General features: G+C 73.5%; 23 protein-coding genes. 12 read left to right on the top strand and 11 right to left on the bottom strand.

Features of this window, described 5'->3' with window-relative positions:
- The first annotated feature begins 234 nt into the window (after positions 1–234).
- The 3 genes from dhaK to ACF1BE_RS19035 all read left to right on the top strand — a co-directional run bounded on the left by dhaK (position 235) and on the right by ACF1BE_RS19035 (position 2,307).
- Complete coding sequence (gene dhaK / locus ACF1BE_RS19025; protein ID WP_392200193.1) at positions 235–1,227, top strand: dihydroxyacetone kinase subunit DhaK; 993 nt, start codon at positions 235–237, stop codon at positions 1,225–1,227.
- 68 nt (positions 1,228–1,295) lie between these two features.
- Positions 1,296–1,904 carry a dihydroxyacetone kinase subunit DhaL gene (gene dhaL, locus ACF1BE_RS19030; protein ID WP_392200194.1) on the top strand — a complete coding sequence of 203 codons (609 nt, stop codon included), beginning with the start codon at positions 1,296–1,298 and terminating at the stop codon, positions 1,902–1,904.
- A complete protein-coding gene (locus ACF1BE_RS19035; RefSeq protein ID WP_392200195.1) occupies positions 1,897–2,307 on the top strand; it encodes a PTS fructose transporter subunit IIA in 411 nt (136 codons plus the stop codon). Before dhaL ends, ACF1BE_RS19035 begins: the two co-directional genes overlap by 8 nt.
- Positions 2,308–2,426: 119 nt before the next feature.
- Here the strand turns inward: ACF1BE_RS19035 and ACF1BE_RS19040 are convergent, their stop codons facing one another.
- Positions 2,427–3,176, bottom strand: a complete 750-nt coding sequence (locus ACF1BE_RS19040; protein ID WP_392200196.1) for a glycoside hydrolase family 75 protein — start codon at positions 3,174–3,176, stop codon at positions 2,427–2,429.
- Positions 3,177–3,737: 561 nt separating this feature from the next.
- Here ACF1BE_RS19040 and ACF1BE_RS19045 point away from each other — a divergent pair.
- Positions 3,738–4,712 (top strand): fibronectin type III domain-containing protein, encoded by a 975-nt coding sequence (locus tag ACF1BE_RS19045; protein ID WP_392200197.1) that lies wholly within the window; start codon positions 3,738–3,740, stop codon positions 4,710–4,712.
- A 197-nt stretch (positions 4,713–4,909) separates the two neighbouring features.
- Positions 4,910–5,449, top strand: a complete 540-nt coding sequence (locus ACF1BE_RS19050) for a hypothetical protein (RefSeq protein ID WP_392200198.1) — start codon at positions 4,910–4,912, stop codon at positions 5,447–5,449.
- Positions 5,450–5,690: 241 nt separating this feature from the next.
- On the opposite strand, the gene ACF1BE_RS19055 is transcribed toward ACF1BE_RS19050, so the two are convergent.
- The 5 genes from ACF1BE_RS19055 to ACF1BE_RS19075 form a co-directional block, all read right to left on the bottom strand.
- Positions 5,691–6,272 (bottom strand): PadR family transcriptional regulator, encoded by a 582-nt coding sequence (locus ACF1BE_RS19055; RefSeq protein WP_392200199.1) that lies wholly within the window; start codon positions 6,270–6,272, stop codon positions 5,691–5,693.
- A gap of 56 nt (positions 6,273–6,328) precedes the next feature.
- Positions 6,329–8,344 (bottom strand): FAD-dependent oxidoreductase, encoded by a 2,016-nt coding sequence (locus ACF1BE_RS19060; RefSeq protein WP_392200200.1) that lies wholly within the window; start codon positions 8,342–8,344, stop codon positions 6,329–6,331.
- A gap of 121 nt (positions 8,345–8,465) precedes the next feature.
- Positions 8,466–8,966, bottom strand: coding sequence for a DinB family protein (locus ACF1BE_RS19065; RefSeq protein ID WP_392200201.1), 501 nt, complete (start codon positions 8,964–8,966; stop codon positions 8,466–8,468).
- A gap of 178 nt (positions 8,967–9,144) precedes the next feature.
- The gene (locus ACF1BE_RS19070) at positions 9,145–9,516 is read right to left on the bottom strand and encodes a hypothetical protein (protein ID WP_392200202.1); all 372 of its coding nucleotides are present in this window, start codon (positions 9,514–9,516) and stop codon (positions 9,145–9,147) included.
- 96 nt (positions 9,517–9,612) lie between these two features.
- The gene (locus ACF1BE_RS19075; RefSeq protein ID WP_392200203.1) at positions 9,613–10,494 is read right to left on the bottom strand and encodes a hypothetical protein; all 882 of its coding nucleotides are present in this window, start codon (positions 10,492–10,494) and stop codon (positions 9,613–9,615) included.
- A 314-nt stretch (positions 10,495–10,808) separates the two neighbouring features.
- On the opposite strand from ACF1BE_RS19075, the gene ACF1BE_RS19080 reads away from it, so the two are divergent.
- Positions 10,809–12,887 (top strand): SpoIIE family protein phosphatase, encoded by a 2,079-nt coding sequence (locus ACF1BE_RS19080; protein WP_392200204.1) that lies wholly within the window; start codon positions 10,809–10,811, stop codon positions 12,885–12,887.
- Between the two features lie 252 nt (positions 12,888–13,139).
- On the opposite strand, the gene ACF1BE_RS19085 is transcribed toward ACF1BE_RS19080, so the two are convergent.
- Together ACF1BE_RS19085 and ACF1BE_RS19090 are read right to left on the bottom strand one after the other, a co-directional pair.
- Positions 13,140–13,925, bottom strand: coding sequence for a putative protein N(5)-glutamine methyltransferase (locus ACF1BE_RS19085; RefSeq protein ID WP_392200205.1), 786 nt, complete (start codon positions 13,923–13,925; stop codon positions 13,140–13,142).
- Positions 13,926–14,199: 274 nt separating this feature from the next.
- Complete coding sequence (locus ACF1BE_RS19090; RefSeq protein ID WP_392200206.1) at positions 14,200–15,306, bottom strand: hypothetical protein; 1,107 nt, start codon at positions 15,304–15,306, stop codon at positions 14,200–14,202.
- A gap of 124 nt (positions 15,307–15,430) precedes the next feature.
- Here ACF1BE_RS19090 and ACF1BE_RS19095 point away from each other — a divergent pair, with 124 nt between their 5' ends.
- Positions 15,431–15,835, top strand: a complete 405-nt coding sequence (locus ACF1BE_RS19095; RefSeq protein WP_392200276.1) for a MarR family winged helix-turn-helix transcriptional regulator — start codon at positions 15,431–15,433, stop codon at positions 15,833–15,835.
- A 45-nt stretch (positions 15,836–15,880) separates the two neighbouring features.
- On the opposite strand, the gene ACF1BE_RS19100 is transcribed toward ACF1BE_RS19095, so the two are convergent.
- Complete coding sequence (locus ACF1BE_RS19100) at positions 15,881–16,642, bottom strand: GNAT family N-acetyltransferase (protein WP_392200207.1); 762 nt, start codon at positions 16,640–16,642, stop codon at positions 15,881–15,883.
- A gap of 243 nt (positions 16,643–16,885) precedes the next feature.
- On the opposite strand from ACF1BE_RS19100, the gene ACF1BE_RS19105 reads away from it, so the two are divergent.
- The 5 genes from ACF1BE_RS19105 (at position 16,886) to ACF1BE_RS19125 (ending at position 21,784) form a co-directional block, all read left to right on the top strand.
- Positions 16,886–17,515, top strand: a complete 630-nt coding sequence (locus ACF1BE_RS19105) for a sulfite oxidase-like oxidoreductase (protein ID WP_392200208.1) — start codon at positions 16,886–16,888, stop codon at positions 17,513–17,515.
- 40 nt (positions 17,516–17,555) lie between these two features.
- Positions 17,556–18,275, top strand: coding sequence for a ferredoxin reductase (locus ACF1BE_RS19110; protein ID WP_392200277.1), 720 nt, complete (start codon positions 17,556–17,558; stop codon positions 18,273–18,275).
- A gap of 320 nt (positions 18,276–18,595) precedes the next feature.
- The gene (locus tag ACF1BE_RS19115; protein ID WP_392200209.1) at positions 18,596–19,564 is read left to right on the top strand and encodes an acetylxylan esterase; all 969 of its coding nucleotides are present in this window, start codon (positions 18,596–18,598) and stop codon (positions 19,562–19,564) included.
- A gap of 133 nt (positions 19,565–19,697) precedes the next feature.
- The gene (locus ACF1BE_RS19120) at positions 19,698–20,888 is read left to right on the top strand and encodes a serine hydrolase domain-containing protein (RefSeq protein ID WP_392200210.1); all 1,191 of its coding nucleotides are present in this window, start codon (positions 19,698–19,700) and stop codon (positions 20,886–20,888) included.
- 152 nt (positions 20,889–21,040) lie between these two features.
- Entirely contained in the window at positions 21,041–21,784 is a 744-nt protein-coding gene (locus ACF1BE_RS19125; protein ID WP_392200211.1) for a GntR family transcriptional regulator, read from the top strand.
- Here ACF1BE_RS19125 and ACF1BE_RS19130 read toward each other — a convergent pair.
- Entirely contained in the window at positions 21,754–22,527 is a 774-nt protein-coding gene (locus tag ACF1BE_RS19130) for a methyltransferase domain-containing protein (RefSeq protein WP_392200212.1), read from the bottom strand. The genes ACF1BE_RS19125 and ACF1BE_RS19130 overlap by 31 nt on opposite strands.
- 658 nt (positions 22,528–23,185) lie before the next feature.
- Positions 23,186–23,779, bottom strand: coding sequence for a PadR family transcriptional regulator (locus ACF1BE_RS19135; RefSeq protein ID WP_392200213.1), 594 nt, complete (start codon positions 23,777–23,779; stop codon positions 23,186–23,188).
- Positions 23,780–23,826: the final 47 nt, after the last annotated feature.

The following is a 23,826-nucleotide window of genomic DNA, read 5'->3' on the forward strand; positions in this document are numbered from 1 at the left end:
GGTGACCTTCACTGCCGCAAGGTCGATACTGCCAGTAGACGGGACGGATGATTGGACGATCAAGGGAGCGCCAAGACCTGACGTCTCGTCACCGCAGTCGGCCTCGAGGCGGCTACGGACCCGGCACACGCCCGCGACCGCGCCCGACCGCCAGGATCAAGAATCGCCCTCCACGCCGGTGACCTGCGAAGCAGCAGGTTCTGGGCCTAAGCGCCAAGCTCACGAGGAGACCCCATGAGGATGCTGATCAACGTGCCGGAGACCGTCGTGGCGGACGCGCTGCGCGGCTTCGCGGCCGCGTATCCCGACCTGACCGTCGACGTGGAGAACCGGGTGATCGTCCGCCGGGACGCTCCGGTGGCCGGACAGGTCGGACTGGTCTCGGGCGGCGGATCGGGACACGAGCCGCTGCACGGCGGGTTCGTCGGCCCGGGCATGCTGTCCGCCGCCTGCCCCGGGGAGGTGTTCACCTCGCCGGTGCCGGACCAGATGGCGCGCGCCGCGGCGGCCGTGGACAGCGGGGCGGGTGTGCTGTTCGTGGTGAAGAACTACACCGGCGACGTGCTGAACTTCGACATGGCGGCCGAGCTGGCCGAGGACGAGGGCATCCAGATCGCCAAGGTGCTCGTCGACGACGACGTGGCGGTCACCGACAGTCTCTACACGGCCGGGCGGCGCGGCACCGGGGCGACGCTGTTCGTGGAGAAGATCGCGGGCGCCGCCGCGGCCGAGGGACAGCCGCTGGAGCGGGTGGAGTCCGTCGGCCGCCAGGTCAACGAGAACTCCCGCAGCTTCGGCGTGGCCCTCAGCGCCTGTACGACCCCGGCGAAGGGCAGCCCGACCTTCGATCTGCCGGACGGCGAACTGGAGCTGGGCATCGGCATCCACGGCGAGCCGGGACGGGAGCGGCGGCCGATGATGACCTCCGGGGAGATCGCCGACTTCTCGGTCAACGCCGTCCTGGAGGACATGCCGCCGCGCGACCCGGTCCTGCTGCTGGTCAACGGCATGGGCGCCACGCCGCTGCTGGAGCTGTACGGCTTCCACGCCGAGGTGCAGCGGGTACTGCGCGAACGGGGGGTCGTCGTGGCCCGCACCCTGGTCGGCAACTACGTCACCTCCCTGGACATGGCCGGCGCCTCGGTGACCCTGTGCCAGGCCGACGAGGAGCTGCTGCGGCTGTGGGACGCGCCGGTGCGGACTCCGGCGCTGCGCTGGGGCATGTGAGCCGGCGGAAGCAGACGATCACCGTCCCGGCCGTACCGGCCGGCAGTCCTACCACGCAAGGAGACCCAGTGCTCGACGCCGACTTCTTCCGCCGTTGGATGACGGCGACCGCCGCGTCCGTCGACCGCGAGGCGGAGCGGCTCACCGCCCTCGACTCGGCCATCGGGGACGCCGACCACGGCAGCAACCTCCAGCGCGGGTTCACCGCGGTCACGGCCACCCTGGAGAAGGAGGCCCCGCAGACGCCGGGAGCCGTCCTGACCCTGGCCGGACGGCAGTTGATCTCCACCGTCGGCGGTGCGTCCGGACCGTTGTACGGCACCCTGCTGCGCCGGACCGGGAAGGCACTCGGCGACGCCGCCGAGGTCGGCACGGAGCAGCTGGCCGAGGCGCTGCGCGCGGGCGTCGACGGGGTGATGGCGCTCGGCGGGGCGGCACCGGGCGACAAGACCATGATCGACGCGCTGGTGCCGGCCGTGGACGCGCTCGGGGCGGGTTTCGCCGCCGCGCGGGCCGCCGCGGAGGAGGGCGCGCAGGCCACCACCCCGTTGCAGGCGCGCAAGGGCCGGGCCAGCTATCTGGGCGAGCGCAGCATCGGCCACCAGGATCCGGGGGCGACCTCGTCGGCGCTGCTGATCGCCGCGCTGGCCGACACGGCGGAGGCGGACGGTGAGTGAGGAGAGGGCGGTCGGGATCGTACTCGTGTCGCACAGCGCGGAGGTGGCCGCGTCGGTCGCGGAGCTGGCCAGGGGACTGTCGGGCGGGGCGGCGGCGGTGCCGGTGGCCCCGGCGGGCGGCACCGAGGGCGGCGGGCTCGGCACCAGCGCCGAGCTGATCGCCGCCGCGGCGGCCTCGGTGGACCGCGGGGCCGGCGTGGCCGTGCTCACCGACCTGGGCAGCGCGGTGCTCACGGTGAAGGCGCTGCTCGCCGAGGGCGACGAACTCCCGGACGGCACGCGCATGGTGGACGCGCCGTTCGTCGAGGGCGCGGTGGCCGCGGTGGTCACCGCCGCCGCGGGGGGAGATCTGGACGCAGTGGAAGCCGCGGCGGCGGAAGCGTACGCCTATCGCAAGGTGTGACGACCGCCGATCGCCCGCGGGGCCGGCCGCCGTCGCCCGCGGCGGAAGCCGGTCGCACGGCCCCCGCGTCGAAACACCGGCCCGGTCACCGGCCTTCCGCCACCGCCATGAAGGCGCGCCTACCGGACGATAGGGCGGCCGGAAGCTGCCCGCCATACCCAGTTCCTCGCGTCGTCCGCGATGAAGCGGCCGGCCAGTCGCCGGCCCTCGGCCACCACCGCCGCGTGGTCCTCGATGGAGGCGGCGCGGGAGTGGCGGAAGACGATGTAGGTGACGCCGGAGGGTACGCCGCCGGTGCGCGGGTCGGACGGGATGCCGAGGCTGCGGGCGGTGGCGTAGGAGGCCTCGCCGATGAGGTCCCGCGGGCCGGTGTCGCCGACGACCGCGTACCGCACCCGGTCCCGGTAGACGACGGCGGCCACGGAGCCGCCCCGGACACCGTGCGCGCGCTGGTTCCAGCGTCTGCTCGGCGCGGGGACCACGATGTAGGGCAGGCGCTCGGCGTTCAGATGGCGGCCGTCGGACTGCTGGAAGGCGGTGGTGGGAGCGAACAGCGGGTCGGTGCGGCGGTTGCAGCGCGCCGTGGGCCGGCCGTCGCAGTCGATGTCCAGGTCGGCCTTCCAGAAGACGGCATTCCGGGTACCGCAGACGGGTACGGTCGCGGCGGTGTCCGCGTCGGTGCGGTACCGGCCCCGGGAGACCGGGGTGCACCTGTCGGTGCGCGCCAGCAGGCCGGCCGCGGTGACCAGGCCCTCGTCGCGGGCCGCCGGCCGCTCCAGGGGCGGGACGGCGGTGGCCGGGGCGGGCAGGGCCGCGGGGGCGAGCAGGGCGGCGCCGGCGGCGGCCAGCGTCAGCGACGGGACACGCACGATGAGGGACCCTCTCCTCGGGGACATGACGAACATCCCGCCCACTGTGGTGCGGGTCCGGGCGCTTGGGCGTCGGGGCCGCTCCGAAGGGGCCGGATGGAGCACGCTTCTGACACTCCGTGAGGGGACATCCGGGGGCACCCCTTGGGGGGACCCATGGGCCGGGCGCCGGAGGGTGGGCACGGAACGGACGGCAAGGACCGGCGGTCCGGGCGCCACGGAGGACATGGGCAGGGGGCCGGGTCCGTGGGTCCTGTCGTCGAACTCCCGTCGTCCGCCGGAGGGCGGGCCTCGCGGGGCGTACGGGAGTTCGACGGCAGGACCCAGCCGCCCGGGCTCCCCGGCCACCCGTGTCGGCGCGGGGATCGGCGACGACAGCGTGTCCGCAGCACCGGCCTGAACTCCGCCTGGGACAGGACGATTCGGCCGAAGGGAACTCGGTTCACGTAACTCCGGAGGCGGTCGCCCATGCGGCCCCCTTGTCGCGTCCGCACCCGCCGGGCCATATTGGTCCGGACCTTTACTGTGACCACTCACGCCGTCCCCCGGGGAGGAACAGCCGTGCGACGCGTTCCCGTTCCGCTCGTGCCGGCCTGCGGGGCCCTGCTCCTGGCCGTGTCCTGCGGCTGGGGCCCGACCGGTGAGGCCGACGAGGGGCGGGCACCGGGCGCACCGGGCGGAGTCACCGCCGCGGCGGGCAGCGCCACGAGCGTGCACGTCATGTGGAACGCCCTGCCGGACGGTTCCGGGGTCAGCTCCTACGAGATATACCGCGGCACCACGAAAGTGGCGGACGTGCCGGATTCGCAGCACATGGTGGACGTCACCAGGCTCAGTCCGTCCACCGTGTACGCGTTCAGCGTGCGCGCCCGGGACACCGCGGGCCGGCTGAGCGCGCCGAGCCGGTCGGTACGGGCGCGGACGCCGGCCGCGGTGGCGGCGGACCGCTCGGCACCGACCCGGCCCCGGGACACCGCCGGGCGGACCGTCGGCAGCCGCGCGGTCCAGCTGTCCTGGGGTGCGTCCCGGGACGACCGGGGCGTGGTGTCGTACGAGGTCTACCAGGGCGGTGTGAAGGTCCACAGTGTGGGCGGCGGCCAGACCGCCACGGTGGTCACCGGCCTGCGCCCCGGCAGCCGCTACGTCTTCACGGTGCGGGCCCGGGACGCCGCCGACAACCTCTCCCCCGCCGGCGCCCGGGTCCGCCTGGCCACCCCGGGCAGGGACGACGGCCGGGACACCGCGCCCAGCGGGTTCACCGCCACCACCCACCGGTCGGGCGGCGCCTACTACATCGACCTGGCATGGGATCCACCACGCACGGACGGTGTGGTCACCGAGTACCGGATCCAGCTGGACGGCGCCCCGGCCACCTCGCTCGTCTGGGGCGGCACGCCGCCGCGCGGCCGGGCGCACCACAGCTTCTACACGGGCACGGCGGCCGGCGAGGAGCACCGGGTGCGGCTGCGGGCGCGGCTGCCGGACGGCACCTGGGGCGGCTACTCGGCGGAACGGAGGGTGGTCACGCGCGGCTGACGGGCGGACCGGGCCGACGTCCCACCGTCCGCCGGACGGCCGTGCCTCACCCGGGCGGCGCAGCCGTCACCCGGCCGGGTGTCTCCGGCGTGCGGGCGGTCCCGGGGCGGCGTTGGCTGCGGTTGAGGCGCACGGACGTTTCCCGACCCCGGCGGCGCATGGGACGTACCGCCAACCGTGCCGCCGGAGGCCAGCCCATGCACACCTCACGACTCCTGCTCCGCTCCGGCCTGACCCTGGCGGCAGCCGCCGCGCTCCCGGCCGGGTTCGCCGGGCCGTCCGCCGCCGCCTCGGGCATCTCCGTCAGCACCACCGGCTCCACGGTCTCGGTGGTCACCAGCGCGTGCACCCAGATCAACGGCAGCTGGGGCACCGCGGCCCTGCTCTCGAGCCGCCAGGCGAGCTTCGCCCAGGGCAGGCAGGTGGCTCTGTCGGGCACGTCCGTCAGTCAGTCCGCGGCCTGGTCGCGGGTGAGCCCGGGGACGTTCACCGTGGTGGTGGTCTGCTCCAGCGGAAGCACCGCGGGCAGCCAGTCGGTGATCGTCTCCTCCTCCACCTCGCCGACGATCTCGGCGACGTCCACCGCGACGCCCTCCCGGGGTGTCATGGGCGGCCTCGGCGGTGCCGCCCGTGACTACGGCCCGTTGACCCTGGGCGTCGGCGCGGCGCTGGTCGGCGCCGGCGTCGTCGCCACGGGCTGGGTGCTGCGCCGCCGCTCGAAGCCGTACCGGCTCTGAGCACCCGACCGCCCCACGTATCCGCCTGCACCGCGCCAGGTCCCCTCTGCCGTCGCTGCGGCACGCGTGAGCCCGCCTTTTGGCCGGAGCCTCCTCCGACCGCCTCTACGCGGCCCCGCGCTCGGTGACGTGGCAGCGAGTGGGCCCCGCGCCGTCCTCGCCGTCCGCCACGGCCGTCCGGGCACCGGCGGAGGCATCCGGCGGATTCGTGGCTCACTGCGCCGGACGGCAGGATCGTCCCTCAGCGCCCACGGCCGTTCTCCTGCTCCCCGGGGCCGGGGTCCTCTCCGGGGAGTTCCGCGAACTCCGCCAGGGCGCGGGTGAGCCACTGGGTCCAGAAGGTCTCCAGGTCGATGCCCGCCCGCAGGACCAGGTGGCGCAGCCGGTCCCGGGGGGCGTCCCGGTCCGGCGGGAAGTCGCGCCGTTCGATCTCCTGGTACTCGGCCAGCTGCTGCCGGTGCAGCTCCAGATGACGGCGCAGATCCGGCTCCAGGCCGGCCGTGCCGACCACGGCCGCCGCGCGCAGCCGCAGCAGGAGCACGTCCCGCTGGGGCTTGGGATCCTGCGCGGCGGCGGTCCAGCGGGCCAGTTCGGCGCGGCCCGCGGGGAGCACCTCGTAGTTCTTCCTCTGCCCGCGGGCCGGCTGCTCGGCCGGCAGTGCGCGGATGAGGCCTTGCGCCTCCAGTCTTCCCAGCTCGCGGTAGATCTGCTGGTGCGTCGCGGACCAGAAGTAGCCGATCGACTTGTCGAACCGGCGGGTCAGCTCCAGCCCCGACGACGGTCTTTCCAGCAGGGCGGTGAGGATCGCGTGCGGGAGTGACATGGGCTCATCCTAGGGACGGGCGGCGGGCGCGCGGGGCACGCGCCCCACAGCCTGGGCTACAGGGCCGCGGCCAGCTCGGTGCCCTGTTTGATGGCCCGCTTGGCGTCGAGTTCGGCCGCGACGTCCGCGCCGCCGATGAGGTGCGCGCTGCGCCCGGCGGCCACCAGCTCGTCGTACAGGTCGCGGCGCGGGTCCTGGCCGGTGCAGAGCACCACGGTGTCGACCTCCAGGACCGTGCTCTCCTCGCCGACGGTGATGTGCAGCCCGGCGTCGTCGATCCGGTCGTAGCGCACGCCCGGCACCATGGTGACGCCCCGGTGCTTCAGCTCGGTGCGGTGGATCCAGCCGGTGGTCTTGCCGAGTCCGGCGCCGACCTTGGTGGTCTTGCGCTGGAGGAGGTGGACCTGGCGGGGCGGCGCGGGCCGCTCCGGTGCGGCGAGCCCGCCGGGCGCCTGGTAGGCGGTGTCGACACCCCACTGGCGGAAGTACGTCTCCGGGTCCTCGTGCGCCTTGTCGCCGCCGTCGGTGAGGTACTCGGCGACGTCGAAGCCGATGCCGCCGGCGCCGAGGACGGCGACGCGCTCCCCGACGGGGGCGCCGTCGCGCAGCACGTCGAGGTAGCCGAGGACGCGGGGGTGGTCGACGCCCGGGAGGTCCGGGGTGCGCGGGGTGACACCGGTGGCGACGACGACCTCGTCGTAACCGGCCACGGTCTCGGTGGTGACCCAGGTGCCGAGGCGTACGTCGACGCCGTGGGCCTGGAGCTGGTGGCGGAAGTAGCGCAGGGTCTCGTCGAACTCCTGCTTGCCGGGCACCTTGCGGGCGACGTTGAGCTGTCCGCCGATCTCGCTCGCGGCGTCGAAGAGGGTGACGGCGTGACCCCGTTCGGCGGCGGCGACCGCGCAGGCGAGTCCGGCGGGGCCGGCGCCGACGACGGCGACGCGCTTCTTCAGCCGAGTCGGCGAGAGCACCAGCTCGGTCTCGTGGCAGGCGCGCGGATTCACCAGGCAGGAGGTGATCTGCCCGCTGAACGTGTGGTCGAGACAGGCCTGGTTGCAGCCGATGCAGGTGTTGATGGCCTCCGGGGTCCCGGCGGCGGCCTTGGCGACGAAGTCGGGGTCGGCGAGCATCGGGCGGGCCATGGAGACCATGTCGGCGTATCCGCCGGCCAGCAGTTCCTCGGCGAGCTCCGGGGTGTTGATGCGGTTGGTGGTGACCAGCGGCACCGACACCTGGCCCATCAGCTTCTTGGTGACCCAGGTGTAGGCGCCGCGCGGCACGGAGGTGGCGATGGTCGGGATGCGCGCCTCGTGCCAGCCGATGCCGGTGTTGATGAGTGTCGCCCCGGCGGCCTCGACGGCCTTGCCGAGGGTGACGACCTCCTCCAGCGAGGAGCCGCCCGGGACCAGGTCCAGCATGGACAGCCGGTAGATGACGATGAAGTCCTCACCGACGGCCTCGCGCACCTGCCGGACGATCTCGACGGGGAACCGCATCCGGTTCTCGTACGAGCCGCCCCAGCGGTCGGTGCGCCGGTTGGTCTGCGCGGCGATGAACTCGTTGATCAGGTAGCCCTCGGAGCCCATGATCTCCACGCCGTCGTAGCCGGCCTGCCGCGCCAGCCGGGCGGCGCGGACGTAGTCCCCGATGGTCCGCTCGACGTCGGCGTCGGTCATCTCGCGCGGCGCGAAGGGGCTGATCGGCGCCTGGAGCGGGCTCGGCGCGACCAGGTCCCGGTGGTAGGCGTACCGGCCGAAGTGCAGGATCTGCATGGCTATCCGGCCGCCCTCGCGGTGCACGGCCTCGGTGATCACCCGGTGCTGTCCGGCCTCCGCCTCGGTGGTGAGTTTGGCTCCGCCCTCGTACGGCCGCCCCTCCTCGTTGGGTGCGATACCCCCGGTGACGATGAGCCCCACTCCCCCGCGCGCGCGGGCCGCGTAGAACGCCGCCATCCGCTCGAAGCCGCGCTCGGCCTCCTCCAGGCCGACATGCATCGAGCCCATGAGCACGCGGTTGGGCAGGGTGGTGAACCCCAGGTCGAGCGGGGTCATCAGGTGCGGGTAACGGCTCATCGGGGGCCCTCCGTGCGCGGTGTCGTCACCTCTTGTTGTAGAGGAAGCCCGACGCTTTATGCAACTAGTTGCACAACCGGTCGGGCGTGACACCAGCCACTCTCCGCTCAGGCGGAGGCGGCTACTCTCCGGTGGTCCCGTCGATGCGTTCGCGGAGAAGGTCGGCGTGGCCGTTGTGCCGCGCGTATTCCTCGATCATGTGGGTGAGGACGTAGCGGAGCGAGAACTCCTCGTCGCCGTGGCGCCCGACGACGTCGAGGGACTCGGCGCCTCCCACGATGTCCCGGGATCGCGCGCAGGCCGCGTTCCACACGTCGAACGCCTCGTCCGGGTCGGCCTCGTCGACGTCGAATTCGGCGACGTCGGGCCTGCGTCCCCAGTAGCCCGGGGTCTGCTCCCCGTTGATGACATTCCGGAACCACCATCGCTCGACTTCCGCCAGGTGCCGGACGAGTCCGAGCAGGGAGATGGCGGAGGGGGGAACGGCCTTCTGCCTGAGTTGGCCGGCGGTCAGCCCGGAGCACTTCATGGCCAGGGTCTCGCGCTGGTAGTCGAGGAAGCCGGTCAGAGAGGTGCGCTCGTCGGCCGTCCGTGAAGGTGTGGATCGTGTGTACTCGCTCATCGGGCGATCATGCCCGGCATGGCCAGGTCAGGGGTACTGGATTACCGGAGCACGCGTCCGCCGGGAGTCACCGTGCGTGGTCCCGGGGCAGTACCGAGGCCGGACGGGTCCTTCGGCCATGTCCGGCGCAGTGCGCCCCGGCCGGCGGCGCGCCGGCCGGGGCACGGCCCCTGCGAGGTCAGCGGCTCTCCAGGCGCAGGTGCAGGTCCCGTTCCTGGTCGCCGGAGGCCGCGGAGGTCTCCTCCACGGTGAACATCGAGTCGAGCTTGGTGCGGAACCGGCTGACGGCCCAGGGGCCGCCCTGCACGTCCGCCTGGACGGCCGAACCCAGGCGGACCTCCGGACAGTCGCCCGCACGGGTGTCCGCGACGTCGTACGTGCCGAGCCACACCATCGGGCGGGACTCGTGCAACTGCTGAGGCTTCTCTTCCGCACCCCGGTCGGAGGCGAAACACGACCTCAGCGCGTCGAAGACGATGCGGGCGTCCTCCGCGGAGCCGCTGAGCTCCACCGTGACGGTTTCCGGGTGCGACCGCTCCGTGTCTGTCATGGGTGCCTGTCCTTTCGTAGCCGCGCTGCGGTGGAACGGGTATCCCGCCGGACCGCGTCCATCCTCAGGAAAACATCACCGGCCCCCGCGCACACCTCAGCTCTGGGAGAACTTGTACGTCTTGCTGTCCGTCAGCACGCAGAAGCCGGGCGAGACCACGATGACGCGCAGGACGCCGCTGCGGCGGTCGTAGTCGATGCCCTCCGCCTCGAAGTTCCCGGAGCAGGAGCTGCGCAGCGGCAGCTGGCGCAGGGCGGTGACATGGCCGGAGACGTCCGCCGTGCCGTCCGGGGCGGCCGACAGGTCGATGCGGAGAAGCGGCTTGGTGAGGCCGAAGAGCGAGCCGTCCGGGTCGTCGGAGGAGCACAGCAGGGTCGTCGGTCCTGAGAAGTCACACCCCTGGACGTCGCGGACGGCGTGGTCGAGACGGACCGTCCCGGTCCGCGGGAGGTTCGCCGAGGGGGAGGTGGACGGGTTGACGCCCGGGGTGGGGAAGACCAGCAGGCGGGTCATCGTGCCCCACTCGCCGGACAGCATCCACTGGCCGTCGGGCGAGACGGCCGCCCAGGAGTTGTTCAGCGCCTCGTCGGGACCGAGCGTGTGGACGTACTCCGACCAGGTGCCGCCGGGCGCCTGTACGCGGAACATCTTCGAGTTGCCGGAGTCCCGCTGGTAGGGCTCGATGTAGTAGCCGCCGTAGGTGGCGTCGGGGTCGCCCACGTGGTTCCAGCCCCGGGCGGACAGGCCGACAGGGATGGTGCCGATGCCGGTGTAGCGGTTGGGGCTGTTCGCGGGCACCTCCACCGACGTCAGGCCCTGGCTCTCGGTCAGCGGGTCGGCGCGGTCGGAGCCCGTCTCGGTCCAGGTGCCGGCCGCGGCGGCCGGCGAGGGCGCGACGAGGGACACGACGGCGGCGGTGGCGAGCGCGACGAGGCCGGCGAGGGCTGTGTGACGACGTTTCCGGGCGGACGCGGGCATGGGCGACTCCTGGACGGGGGGTGGAGGCACTCGGTCGGCGGACAGTCTGGCGTGGCGCGATAGTCATGTACAGGCCAATGCAGCAACATGAGCGTGAACTCTCACGGCCCGCGGGACCGCGCGGTACGGTCCCGGCAGCAGGCCGCGCATCGCGCGCACCGCCGGTGACGGTTCCGGCGGACACCCGGCGCCGTGTTGAGAGATGGTGGAGGTAGACGGCGAAGGCGGCGGAGACTCGGTGTGAGCGCGGTAGAACAAGGGGAGTCGGCACGGGGGACGACGTGCCGTGCGTACGGGCGAAGGCGGTGCGTGGCATGAGTGCAGCCGAGGCTCCGGTGGCCGAGGGCGACGGGCCCGTGCGCGGGCCGTTGCGGCCGGGCGGGCTGCTCGACGTGCTGGGCGTGGCGTCGGTGGTCCTGGACACGGACGGCCGCATCGTCCTGTGGAGTCCGCAGGCGGAGGAGCTGTTCGGATACACCGCGCAGGAGGCCCTCGGGCAGTACGCCGCCCGGCTGATGGTGCACGAACGGCACATGCAGCTGGTCGGCGACCTCTTCGCCGACGTGCTGCGCACCGGGCAGAGCTGGGCCGGCGGCTTCCCGGTCCGGCACAAGGACGGCAGCACCCGTCTGGTGGAGTTCCGCAACATGAGGCTGCTGGACGACCGCGGGGACGTGTACGCGCTCGGCCTCGCCGCCGACCAGTCGACCGTCCGGCGGCTGGAGCAGGACGTGGCGCTGTCCGAGCGGATGGTGAAGCAGTCACCGATCGGATACGGCGTCCTCGACACCCGGCTGCGGTTCGTCTCGGTCAACCCGGCGCTGGAGAAGATCAACGGTCTGCCGGCCGCCGAGCACGTGGGGCGGACCCTGCGCGAGGTCCTGCCGCGGGTGGACGCCGAAGCGCTGGAGGCCGCCACCCGGCAGGTGCTGGAGACGGGCGTGCCGCTGGTCGACGACACGATCGTCGGCCGTACCGCCGCCGACCCGGACGCGGACCACACCTGGTCCCACTCTCTGTACCGGCTCGAGGACACCATGGGCAACGTGCTCGGTGTGGCGGTCTCGCTGGTCGACATCACCGAGCAGCACCGGGCCTCCGTGGAGGCGGAGGCGGCCCGGCGCCGGCTCGCGGTCATCGCCGACGCCTCCGCGCGGATCGGCACGACGCTCGAACTGGAGCGCACCGCCTGCGAGCTGGCCGACGTCGCCGTGCCCGAACTGGCGGACGTGGCCGCCGTGGACCTGCTGGACGCGGTGGTGGAGGGGCGGCCCAGCACCCTGGGCCCGTCGGAGTCCGCGGTGATCCGGGCGCTCGCGGTCCGCCCGGACGACGACACGGAGGCGGTACGGGCCGCCGACCCGCCCGGCCTGATCGCCCGCTACGCCTCCGACCGCCTGGTCACCGAGTGCGTGCGCACGGGGGAGGCGGTGCTGGTCCGGCAGGTGAAGGACGACGACCTGCCGCGCATCGCCCGCTCCGCCGAGGCGGCCGTGCTGCTGGGCCGGGCGGGCCTGCACTCGTATCTCGCGGTGCCGTTGATCGCGCGCGGCGAGGTGCTGGGGGCACTCGACCTCAAGCGCACCCGGAACCCGGCGCCGTTCGACGAGGACGACGTCCTGCTGGCGCGGGAGCTGGCCGCCCGCGCGGCCGTGCAGATCGACAACGCACGCTGGTACCAGAACGCGCGCAACACCGCGCTCACCCTCCAGCGCAGCCTGCTGCCCGGCCACCCCCCGGTCACCACCGGCCTGGAGGTCGCCTCCCGTTACCAGCCGGCGGGCGCGACCAGCGAGGTCGGCGGCGACTGGTTCGACGTCATCCCACTGGACGGGGGCAGGACCGCGCTCGTCGTGGGCGACGTGATGGGCAGCGGCATCAGCGCCGCCGCCACGATGGGCCGGCTGCGCACCGCGACCACCACCCTGGCCTCGCTCGGCCTCGACCCGGCCCGGCTGCTGGAGCACCTGGACAAGACCACGTCGGCCCTGGACCACTCCATCGCGACCTGCGTCTACGCCGTCCATGACCCGCATCTGCGGCAATGCCGGATCGCCAACGCCGGCCATCTGCCGCCGGCCCGGGTCCGGCCCGGTCACCCGCCGGAGCTGCTCGACCTGCCCACCGGCGTGCCCCTGGGTGTGGGCGGGGTCGGCTTCTCCACGGTCACCGTCGACTTCGAACCCGGCGACGAGCTGGTCTTCTACACCGACGGACTGGTCGAGACCCGCCGCCACTCGCTGGACGAACGCCTGGACTTCCTGCTGTCCCTGCTCGACGACCCCGGACGCCCCCTGGAAGAGGTGTGCGACCTCCTCCTGCGCACCCTCCACCACCCGGACAACCACGACGACGTCGCCCTGCTCATCGCCCGCGCACAGGAACTGGGTTAGCGGCTTCCGGCGCGGGTGCGGCGCCGGAGGCCGCGGCCTCCGGGTTCTGCCGTCCGGACAACACACCTAGGGTCTTTCTTTCGGATCAGGCCGGCCGGGATCGCGGGCGCCGCATGGCCTACCCGAGCGGGGTCCGGTGCGTGCAGCTGCAAGGCGGAGGAGGGCGTCGACGCGGAGCGTCGGCAACCGACGACAACGCCGCAGATGCGCGTGCCGGACCCCGCGACCCCGGCAAGATCCGAAAGAGAGGCCCTAGGGAAGTACGCCGATCACCACGTGCGCGTACAGCTCCTCCGACACCGCCAGGCGGGTCGTCAGGCCCGCCCGGCTGAGCACCTCGGCGGCGTCCGCCGCCTGGCGCTCGCTGGTCTCGGTCAGCAGACAGCCACCGGGCGCCAGCCATCCGGGCGCCCCGGCGGCCACCCGGCGCAGCACGTCGAGCCCGTCCGCGCCGCCGTCCAGCGCGGCCGGCGGCTCGTGGTCGCGGGCCTCGGGCGGCAGCAGGGGCACGTCGGCGGTCGGTACGTACGGCACGTTAGCCATCAGCACGTCGACACGGCCACGCAGGCCGGCGGGCAGGGCGTCGTACAGATCGCCCTGGTACGCACGGCCGCCGAGGGCGCCCAGATTGCGGCGGGCACAGCGTACGGCGACCGGGTCGATGTCGGCCGCGTGCACCTCGGCACCGTCCAGAGCGGCGGCGAGTGCCGCGCCGAGCGCGCCGGATCCACAGCACAGGTCCACGGCGACCGCCGCGTGCGGTGCCGCGGCCAGCGCCTGGTCGACCAGGAACTCGGTGCGGCGGCGGGGTACGAACACCCCGGGTTCCACGGTGATGCGCAGCCCGTGGAACCCGGCCCAGCCGAGGACCTGTTCGAGGGGCAGGCCGGCGGCGCGCCGGTCCACCATGGCGGCCGTCTCCTCGGGGGTACGGGCGGTGGCGAGGAGCAGCTCCGCCTCGTCCTCGGCGAAGACGCACCCGGCGGCACGCAACGCGGAGACGACGGCGGAGGGGGAAAGCGGTACGGGAGTGGGCATGGAAGCCTTTCGGGAGCGCGAAGCATGAGGGCGCTCCCGCGGTCACCGCTGCCGGTGTACCGCGCCGTCACGAGGGAGGAGCACCCCAGCCGACACAGCGGTAATGGGTCTCACCTCCTCGTCATCGGGGCCGCGATCTCCGCGGCCGGACGGTCACCATACCGCAACGCTCCGACACGGCCTCCCCGCCGGGGAAGCGGGAACGGCCGCGTGCGTCACGCGGCCGTGGGTCCGTCTCCCAGGGGGCGCCGGACGCGCCCGTGAGGGCGGTCGGTCAGACGCCGACCGTCTCCTCGATCTCTTCCTCGGCCTCTTCGTCCGCCTCTGCCCGGTCCGCCGCCTCGGCTTGCCCGGGGGCCGCCGGTTCGGCGGGCGCCGCGCCGGTCCCGGCCTCGGCCTCGGCGCGAGCGGACTGCTGAAGGGGGCGGCGGGTGCGCTCGTGCAGGGCGGCGACCCCGGTCACCAGGAGGCCGGCCAACAGCCAGCCCGCCAGGGTCCACACGTCGCGCGCGAGGCCGTCCCCGCCGAAGTAGAGAAGGCTGCGGGCGCCCTCGACGAAGCCGGCGCCGTTCCAGAAGGCGTGCAGGGTGCCGAAGAAGCCGTTCTGGAGCTCGGGCCGGAACAGGCCGCCGGAACTGGTGAAGTTGAGCATGACGAAGAGCACCATCATGGCCAGCGTCGTCCACCGCTTGAGGAACGTGTGCAGACCGACGCCGACAAGAAGGATGCCCGCCGAGTACAGCCAGGCCATGCCCCACAGACCCGCGAGGTCGTGGTGGGCCAGGTGGAACACCGGGCCGGCGAGCAGCGCGCCGATGCCGCCGACCACGGCGGCGACGCCGAGCGCGAGCAGCGCCCGGACGCGCATCGCGAGCGCGGCACCCGCGGCCCCGAGGGCGGCGACCGAGGCGTAGGAGCCGATGCTGACCGCGACCAGCAGGAAGAACAGGCCCTGACCGGTGGGGTCGTCGGTGACCGGGGCGGCCACGTCGGTGACCTTCAGCGGGGTGCCCTGCCCGGCGGCGACCGGTGTGAAGACCTTCTCGACGGCTGTCGCGCCCATGTCGGAGGCGGCGGTGGCGACCAGTAGCTCGGGCGCCTTCACGCTCGGCACATAGGCGCCGGTGACATCCCGGGACTCGAGCAGCCGGACGGCGTCGGCGCGGGTGGCGACCGTACGGACGTCGAGCTTGTCGCCCGCGGTGTCCTTCACCGTCTGCGCGAAGACCTTGGTCTGCGGGGCGGTGCCGACGACGGCGACCGGCAGGTGGTGCGGCTCCGGGGTGACGAACGCACCCATGTACGCGAGCCCCATGCCTATGCACATCAGCAGCGGGGTGATCAGGTGCGTGAGCACATGGCGCAGTGCCGGTGACCTCATCGCGCGGGCCCTCCAAAGGTTGGCTTATACAACTGAGATTCTAGTTGTACTCTACAACTCAGACACCGGAGGAGGTATTCCCGTGAGCGCAGCGGAGTCGGCCGTCGAGACGATCCAGCGCGAGATGACGATCTTCGCCCGCCGGGCCCGGGCCTCGGCGGGCCGCATGCATCCCGAGCTGTCCCTGGTGTCATACACCCTGCTGGGCCATCTGGAGGAGCGCGGCGGCTGCCGGGCGACCGACCTGGCGGAGCACTACGCGCTGGACAAGTCCACGGTGAGCCGTCAGGTGGCCGCGCTGGAGCGGGCCGGGCTGATCGAACGCCGACTGGACGCCGAGGACCACCGGGTCCAGGTACTGCATCTGACCGAGGCCGGCGAGGACATCCTCGCCCAGGTCACCCGCAGCCGCCGGACCGCCTTCCGGGAGCGGCTCGCGGACTGGCCCGAGGAGGACCTGGTGCGCTTCGCGGCCTACCTGGAGCGGTACAACGCGGCACCGGGCGACACCGGCCCCGGTCCCGGCTGAGTGCCCGCCCGGTCACGGCACCGCGCCGGCCGGGCGCCGCCCGGGCTACGGCACCGGTACCGCCGGCCGGCCGTCCGTCAGCCGCTCCGGAGCCCGGGCCGCCAGGAACCGGGTGTGGCGGCGCAGCCGGAAGCCCAGGGACTCGTACAGCCGGACGGCCCTGGTGTTCTGCGCGCCGGTGTGCAGGAACGGGGTCTCGCCGCGTTCCCGGATGCCGTGCGCGACCGCGAGGATCAGCCGGGTGGCCAGTCCCTCACCGCGGACGGCGGGGTCGGTGCAGACGGCGCTGATCTCGGTCCAGCCCGGCGGACGCAGCCGCTCCCCCGCCATGGCGACGAGCGTGCCGCCGCGCCGGATACCGAGATAGGTGCCGAGTTCCACGGTGCGCGGCAGGAACGGACCGGGCTCGGTGCGGGCCACGAGGTCGAGCATCTCGGGGACGTCGGCCGGGCCGAGCCGGACCGCTTCCGCGTCCGGAGCGGCGGCGATGCCGTCGTCCACGAACTGCACGCCCTCGACCCGGAAGGTGATCTCCCAGCCGTCCGGTACCTCCCCGCGGTAACCCAGCAGCGGGACCTCGGTGCCCGGCCCCGCGAGTTCGGCGAGGTCCGCCCAGTCCCGCGCGTCCGGCGCGTCGGGCAGGGCCAGCCAGGGCGAGACGTCGACGGGGTAGCGCAGCACCCGGCCGCGCCGCTCGGCGAAGTGGGCGTGCGGGCCGGTCAGGGAGGCGAGGGCCGGGTTGTCGAGGACGTGCGGGACGCCGGCGGTGGCCGGACCGGGGCCGTCCGGGCTGATCACGATGCTCACGCGGGCACCTCGGTCACTGTCGTCGGGACGTACGGCTGGGGCATCCTCGTTTCCTCACTTTCCTCGCGCTGTCACCGGCAGGCACCTGCCCTCGCGCTGTCACCGGCGCGCCGGAGCCGGCACTGAGCGCCAAGGAGACGCGCCGGGCCGTGTATTCCCGGCCCCGGGAAGAGTTCATGCCGCCGCAATGATCGGGGCGTGACCAGGGGCGGGACAGCCGGAGCCACAGCGTACGGTTGAACCATGAACGTCACGCGAGGCTTCACGGGCCGCCCGCGCGTCCACCAGCCCGGGCTCCCGCCCGGACAGTACGACGCGGGCGACGACTGGCCCGTCCTGTCCGCCGAGGTCACCCCGGACCTCGGGCCCGGCGACTGGTCCTTCCGGATCGACGGCCTGGTCGAACAGCCGCACACCTGGGACTGGGACACCGCCCACGCGTTGCCTGCGTCGGCGTACGACGGTGACATCCACTGTGTGACCGGCTGGTCGAAGTTCGGCGTGCGGTTCGGCGGGGTCTCGCTGGACACCTTCCTCGATGTGGTGCGACCCCATGGGTCCGCCACCCATGCGGTCGCCTACTCCCACACGGGTTACACCACGAACCTGCCCCTGTCCGACCTCACCGGCGGCCGGGCCTGGATCGCCTGGGCGTACGAGGGCGGGCCGCTGCCGGCCGAGCACGGCGGCCCGGCCCGGCTGCTGGTGCCCCATCTCTACTTCTGGAAGAGCGCCAAGTGGATCGCGGGCATCACGCTCCTCGACCACGACGAGCCGGGCTTCTGGGAACGCAACGGCTACCACGCCCGCGGCAACCCCTGGCGAGAGCAGCGGTACTCCGGTGACCGAGACGGTGACTCGGACAGTGACTGACACGACGACCGGGACGACGACTCCCGTGACGCGGTTCGCGGTGCCCGGGCGGATCGCCGTGAGCGAGGGCGCGGCGGCGGTCTGGCAGACCGCCACCCTGACGGAGATCCGGCGTGAGACACCCCGCGCGACCACGTTCCGCCTGGCCGTGCCGGAGTGGGCGGGGCATCTGCCCGGCCAGCACCTCATGCTGCGGCTGACCGCGGAGGACGGCTACACGGCACAGCGCCACTACTCGATCGCGTCGGCGCCGGACGACTCCGGGCACATCGAGGTGACCCTGGACCGCGTACCGGACGGCGAGGTCTCCGGCTGGTTCCACACCGTGGCCCGGCCCGGTGACACGGTCGAGGTGCGCGGACCGGTGAGCGGCTTCTTCGCGTGGCCGGGCGACCGGCCCGCGCTGCTGCTCGGGGCCGGCTCCGGGGTCGTACCGCTGATGTCGATGGTCCGGCACCACCGGGCGCGCGGCCTCACCGTGCCGCTGCGGCTGCTGGTTTCCGCGCGCAGCCCGGAGGAACTGATCTACGCCGCCGAGCTGGGCGCCGAGACGACGCCGGTGTTCACCCGCAGCGCCCCGATGGGTGTGCCGGTGGGACGTATGGCGGCCGCACATGTGGCGCCGCTCCTGGCCGAGCCGCCGGCCGGTGGGTGGGAGGCCTATGTGTGCGGGTCCAACGCGTTCGCCGAGCACGCTTCCCGGCTGCTGGTCGCGGCGGGCCAGCCGGTGGACCGCATCCGGATCGAGCGCTTCGGCTGAGCGTCCAGGTAGCGCCCGGTGCCGGTGCCGGTTCCCGGGGTCGGCACCGGTCCCCCGGGGTCGGGCAGAGGCCTGGCACGCGGTCGTGGGCGCGGCCCGGCCGCGCACCCGACCGACCGACCGGTGACCCGACCACTGGCGGAGCCGGTCACCCCTGCCCCCTCGCAGGAAGCAAGCGTTTGCTCCAGGCCGACCGGCATCATGCGCCACTCGTGTCACGCCTCCACAGAGACCCCTTACCGGCCCACGACCCTGGCAGGTCGTCCGACCACCCACGTACGGTGAGGTGACGCAGTCTCCCTTCCCCAAGGCGGTTGTTGATGGCCCTCTTCGATCTGCCCCTCGACGAACTCCGCGAATACCGCAGTGAGTCCACCGCGCCCGCGGACTTCGACACCTTCTGGGACAAGACGCTGCAGGAGGCCCGCGAGCACGAACTGGGCTCGCGTTTCGAGCGGGTGGACACCGGGCTGTCCACGGTCGAGGTGTACGACGTGACGTTCGCCGGGTTCGGCGGACATCCCGTGAAGGGCTGGCTGCGCCTGCCGGCCGGGGCCACCGAACCGCTGCCGCTGGTCGTGGAGTTCCTCGGCTACGGCGGCGGACGCGGCCTGGCGCACGAGAGCCTGCTGTGGGCGTCGACGGGCCGGGCGCACTTCCTGATGGACACCCGGGGGCAGGGCAGCGCCTGGGGCGGCGGGGGCGCCACGGCGGACCCGGTGGGCGCGGCGCCGGCGTATCCCGGTTACATGACACGGGGCATCGAGGCACCCGAGAACTACTACTACCGCCGGGTGTTCACGGATGCCGTGCGGGCGGTCGCGGCGGCCCGCTCCCATCCACTGGCCGACGCGACAAGGACCGTGGCGCTCGGCGCCAGCCAGGGCGGCGGCATCACGCTGGCCGTCGGCGCACTGGTCCCCGACCTGGTCGCGGTGGCCCCGGACGTGCCGTTCCTGTGCGACTTCCCGCGTGCGGCGACACTGACGGACCGGCACCCGTACCGGGAGATCGGTCTGTTCCTCAAGACACACCGTGGGCGTCTGACGGACGTGCTGCACACGCTCTCCTACTTCGACGGGGTGCACTTCGCGGCCCGCGGCCGGGCGCCGGCCCTGTTCTCGGTGGCGCTGGAGGACCAGACGTGCCCGCCGTCCACCGTGTTCGCGGCGTACAACGCGTGGGCTTGTGACGACAAGTCGATCGAGGTGTACGACTTCAACGACCACGAGGGCGGCGGCCCCTTCCACGAGGCGGCGAAGGTGCGCTGGCTGCGGTCCTACGCCTGATCCGCAGGCCGCGCCCCCTGCCCTGCCCGGACGGCCGTACCCGCCCTTCCCCCTGGTCCGACCAGTCGGTACGTTCGGAGCCGCCCGGGTCACGGTGTCGTGGCCCGGTTTTCCCGGCGACGACGGAGGCCATATGTCCGCGCAGGAGACACGGCAGACACCCCAGCCGCACGCGATGATCCACGGGCACTGCGACCCGCGGTTCTCAGCGGTGCGGGCGGCGTTCGAGGAGAACTTCCGGGAGCGGGGTGAACTCGGCGCCGCGGTGGCGGTCACCGTCGCCGGGGAGACGGTGGTGGATCTGTGGGGCGGTTGGGCGGACGCGGCCCGCACCCGGCCCTGGGAGCGGGACACCGTGGTGAACGTGTGGTCGACCACCAAGGGACCGGTGGCGTTGTGCGCGCACATACTGGCCGACCGTGGGCTGCTCGACCTCGACGCACCGGTGGCGGCGTACTGGCCGGAATTCGCCGCCGCGGGCAAGGAGAAGGTGCTCGTCCGGCATCTGCTGTCCCACCGGGCCGGGCTCTGCGGACTGCGGGAGCCGCACACCCTGGAGGAGCTGTACGACTGGGAGCTGACCACCGCGCGGCTCGCGGCCATGGCGCCCTGGTGGGAGCCGGGGACCCGGTCCGGGTACCACGCGCTGACGTACGGCTTCCTGGTCGGGGAGGTCGTACGCCGTGTCTCGGGGCTGCGGCCGGGGGCCTTTCTGGCGCGAGAGGTGACCGGGCCGCTCGGGATCGACTTCACCGTCGGCCTGCCGGAGCGGGAATCCGGCCGGGCGGCGGAGCTGGTGCGTCCGCCGGCCGCGTCGGACGGCCGGCAGATGGCTCTCTTCGGCCGGCTGGCGCCGGCCGCGCTGGCCGCTCTGGCCAACCCCGTGGCCGGAGCGGCGGAGGCGAACAGCCCCGGCTGGCGGGCGGCGGAGATCCCCGCGGCCAACGGGCACGGCACCGCGCGAGCGGTCGCGGCACTGTACGGCGTGTTCGCCGGGCGCGGTGCCCACGGGGGCCGGCGGATCCTGTCCGCGCAGGCGGCGGAACGGGTGCGCGAGGGCCAGGGCAGTTGCCGAGATCTGGTGCTCGGCGCCGGGTTCGAGGGCGAGACGGAGATCGGGCTCGGGCTGTGGCTGAGCGGACCGCAGGGCTCGTACGGCCCCAACGCGCGGGCTTTCGGCCATGACGGGTTCGGTGGTTCCTGCGGGCTCGCCGACCCCGACGCGGGCGTGTCGCTCGGTTACGTCATGAACCGGATGGGGCCGCACATCGCCAATGATCCACGGAAGTCGGCGCTGGTCGACGCCCTCTACGCCGCCTTGTGACCCCCTGCCGCACCTCCGGGTGACCACGCCCCGTGCGGGCGGGTTTCGGCCGAACCGGCAGACCACTCTTCCCTTGTGGTTTAGACCAATGCTAATTGTGGTCGCGCAACGAACCCGTACGGCTACGTTTTGTCACCGACAGGAGGCGCGGCATGGCCCGCACCACCCCCCACGATCCCCCGCCCAGCGACGGCCGGCCCCTGTACGGGCGGATCGCGGCGCTGCTGCTGGACGAACTGCGCGACGGCACCATTCCGCCCGGTGAACGGCTGCCGGGTGAGCGGCACCTGGCCGCCTATTTCGGGGTCAGCCGGGAGACCGTCCGACAGGCACTGGACGTGCTGCGCCGCAACGGCGTGGTCACCACCGACCGGCGGGGCAGCCACGCCACACTGCCCGGCCGGCCGGTCGAGACACCGCAGTCGCTCACCTTCCCGGTCGGCGCCCGGTCCGCGGACCCCTGTGCGCTCGACCGGGCCACGGTGACCTGGGAGGCTCCGCCGCCGGAGCACGCGACGGCGCTGGGACTGGCCGCGCACCGGCCGACACTGGTGCACCGCTACCGGTCGGTCACTCCGGACGGGAGATCCCTGCGGACGGCGGTGACATCGTTTTCCCCGGTGGCGCTGGCCGAGGTGGCCGAGCTGGCCCGCTACCGGGACCGGGCCGACGGGGCCACGCCCGCGCAGCTGCGGCGGGCGTACGACTGGATGCGCAAGGCCGGGCTGACCCTGCACCACCGGGACGCCATCACGCAGGTCGGTGACGCCTCCTCGGTCCGGGTGACCCGGCGGGTGCACGACCAGTACGCGCGCCCGCTGGAGATCACCGACCTCGTGGTGCACGCCGAACAGGACGCGCTGGTCTACGAGTTCACGTCACCGGCCGCGAGCTGACCCGCCGCCTGCCGGGCGTCGGCCTTGCGGGCCACCACCAGCCGGGCCCGCGGGCTGCCGTCGGCCCGCCGGCCGAACTCGGGCAGGACACCCAGTTCGACCGTGAAGCCGGCGCATGTCAGCTCCCTTGTCACCGCACCGAGCCGGAAGGCCCGGTAGTACATGACGAACGGTGGGCGCCACAGGGCGTTGCGCACCCGCATCACCGCGTCGAAGCCGGACAGCAGCCAGAAGTCGCGCCGCGTCGGGCGGGGCGGGGCCGGCACCGGGAAGACGAGACGGCCTCCGGGGCGCAGCACGGAGTGGACCTGGGTGAAGAGTCCCGGAAACTCTCGGGGCAGGAAGTGGCCGAAGGCCCCGAAGGAGACGACGAGATCGAAGGCGGCCTTGAACGGCAGGGCCCGCGCGTCACCGCGCACCCAGGCGATGCCGGGGCCGCCGGCGGGACGCGCCCGGTGCCGGGCGGCATCGAGCATGCCGGCGCTGAAATCGACGCCGGTGACGCTGTGATGGCACAGCTCGGCCAGCATCTCCGTGCCGGCGCCGGTGCCGCAGCACAGGTCGAGTCCGTCGGCGAAGGGGCCGAGCGGCGCCAGCGCCCGCGCCGTGGCGTCCAGCACCCGGTCGGAGGTACGGAAGGGGGTGTGATCGAACTTCGGGGCGAGCAGGTCGTAACCCCGCTCGACCGACGACAGTGCCTGCACGGCGAGTTCGCGGAGCGTGGGGCCTTCGGGACCGAACATTCCGCCAGCCTAGGCCCCGTGCCCGCGGCCGGGCCAGGCGCGCGAAGGACGGCGCCCCGTCAGCCGAAGGTGGCGTGGCAGAGCCCCACGATGTCCGGTGCGGCCACGCCGTCCGCCCGGCGGCACAGGTCGCGCATCCGCTCCGTGGGCGGGCGGTGGACGCGACGGGGGTGCGGGGCGGGGTGCCGCACGGGGGCTCGCCACCGCGGGCGCGGACGGGGGGCCCGCGGGGCGGCGGGCCGCGCCCGGTGGGGCACCGCGGGCGCGGCTCCGCGCACGGGCGCCGTGCGGCTTCCCGGAGCGGCCCTCCGCTCCGGGGCAGCCGCCGGGGCGTGCCCTTCCCGGTGCCCGGGGCCCGTGCGCACGAGCGCCGCGGGTCCGGACGGTGGGCTGAGCGGCGCGTCGACGGCCGAGGGTGTCGCCGCCGCGTCCGGTGCGAACGGGCGCTGGGAGCGGGCGGGGTCCGGCAGGGCGCCGGGGCGGACGGTGGTGCAGCCGGCGACGCTCACGAGCGCCGCGACCAGCAGCGGAAGTAGTCGGCGAGGCACCCGACCACTGTGCTGCACGGGGAGCGGTATCGGTGGGCGGGACGCGGTACGACCACTCCGACGAGCGACCGGCCCGGCACGGACTGGACGGCGCAGGCGGTGCCCTGTCGTCAGTGGTCCGGCCCGGGCACGGCACCGCTCGGCGCGCAGTCGCGGCGGCGCGCCAGGATCGCGAGGACCCGCTCGCACCAGCGCAGGTTCTCCTCCTCCAGGGCGATCCCGCCCATGAGGGTGAGGTACGGCCCGACGCGCTCGGCCGTGCGCAGGAACTCCTCCTCCGTGCGCCCGTCGAGCAGCCGGTCGCGCACCCGCAGGTAGCGGCCGAGCTTGCCGCGCGCCCAGCCCATCCGTTCCTCGATCAGCGCCCGGGTGACCTCCGGATCGCCGGCGTCCATCGCCTGGACCTTGATGAGGAGCTCGTCGCGCAGGGCGGCGGGCCGCTTGGGCGGCTGCGCGGCGAAGGCGGTCAGCTCGGCCCGGCCGGCCTCGGTGAGGGTGAACATGCGCTTGTTGGGCCGGCGTTCCTGCTCCACCGTGCGGGCTCGGACCAGCCCGTCGCGCGCGAGGCGCTCCAGCTCACGGTAGAGCTGCTGCGGGGTGGCGGGCCAGAAGTTCGCGAGCGAGACGTCGAACGTCTTCGACAGTTCGTAGCCCGAGGCCTCGCCCTCCAGGAGGGCGGCCAGGACGGCGTACCTGAGCGACATGTGGACAGGCTAACAGCCGTTGATTAATCTCATCCGCACCTATTCAA

Source organism: Streptomyces sp. NPDC014991 (assembly GCF_043080665.1).
Lineage (GTDB): Bacteria > Actinomycetota > Actinomycetes > Streptomycetales > Streptomycetaceae > Streptomyces.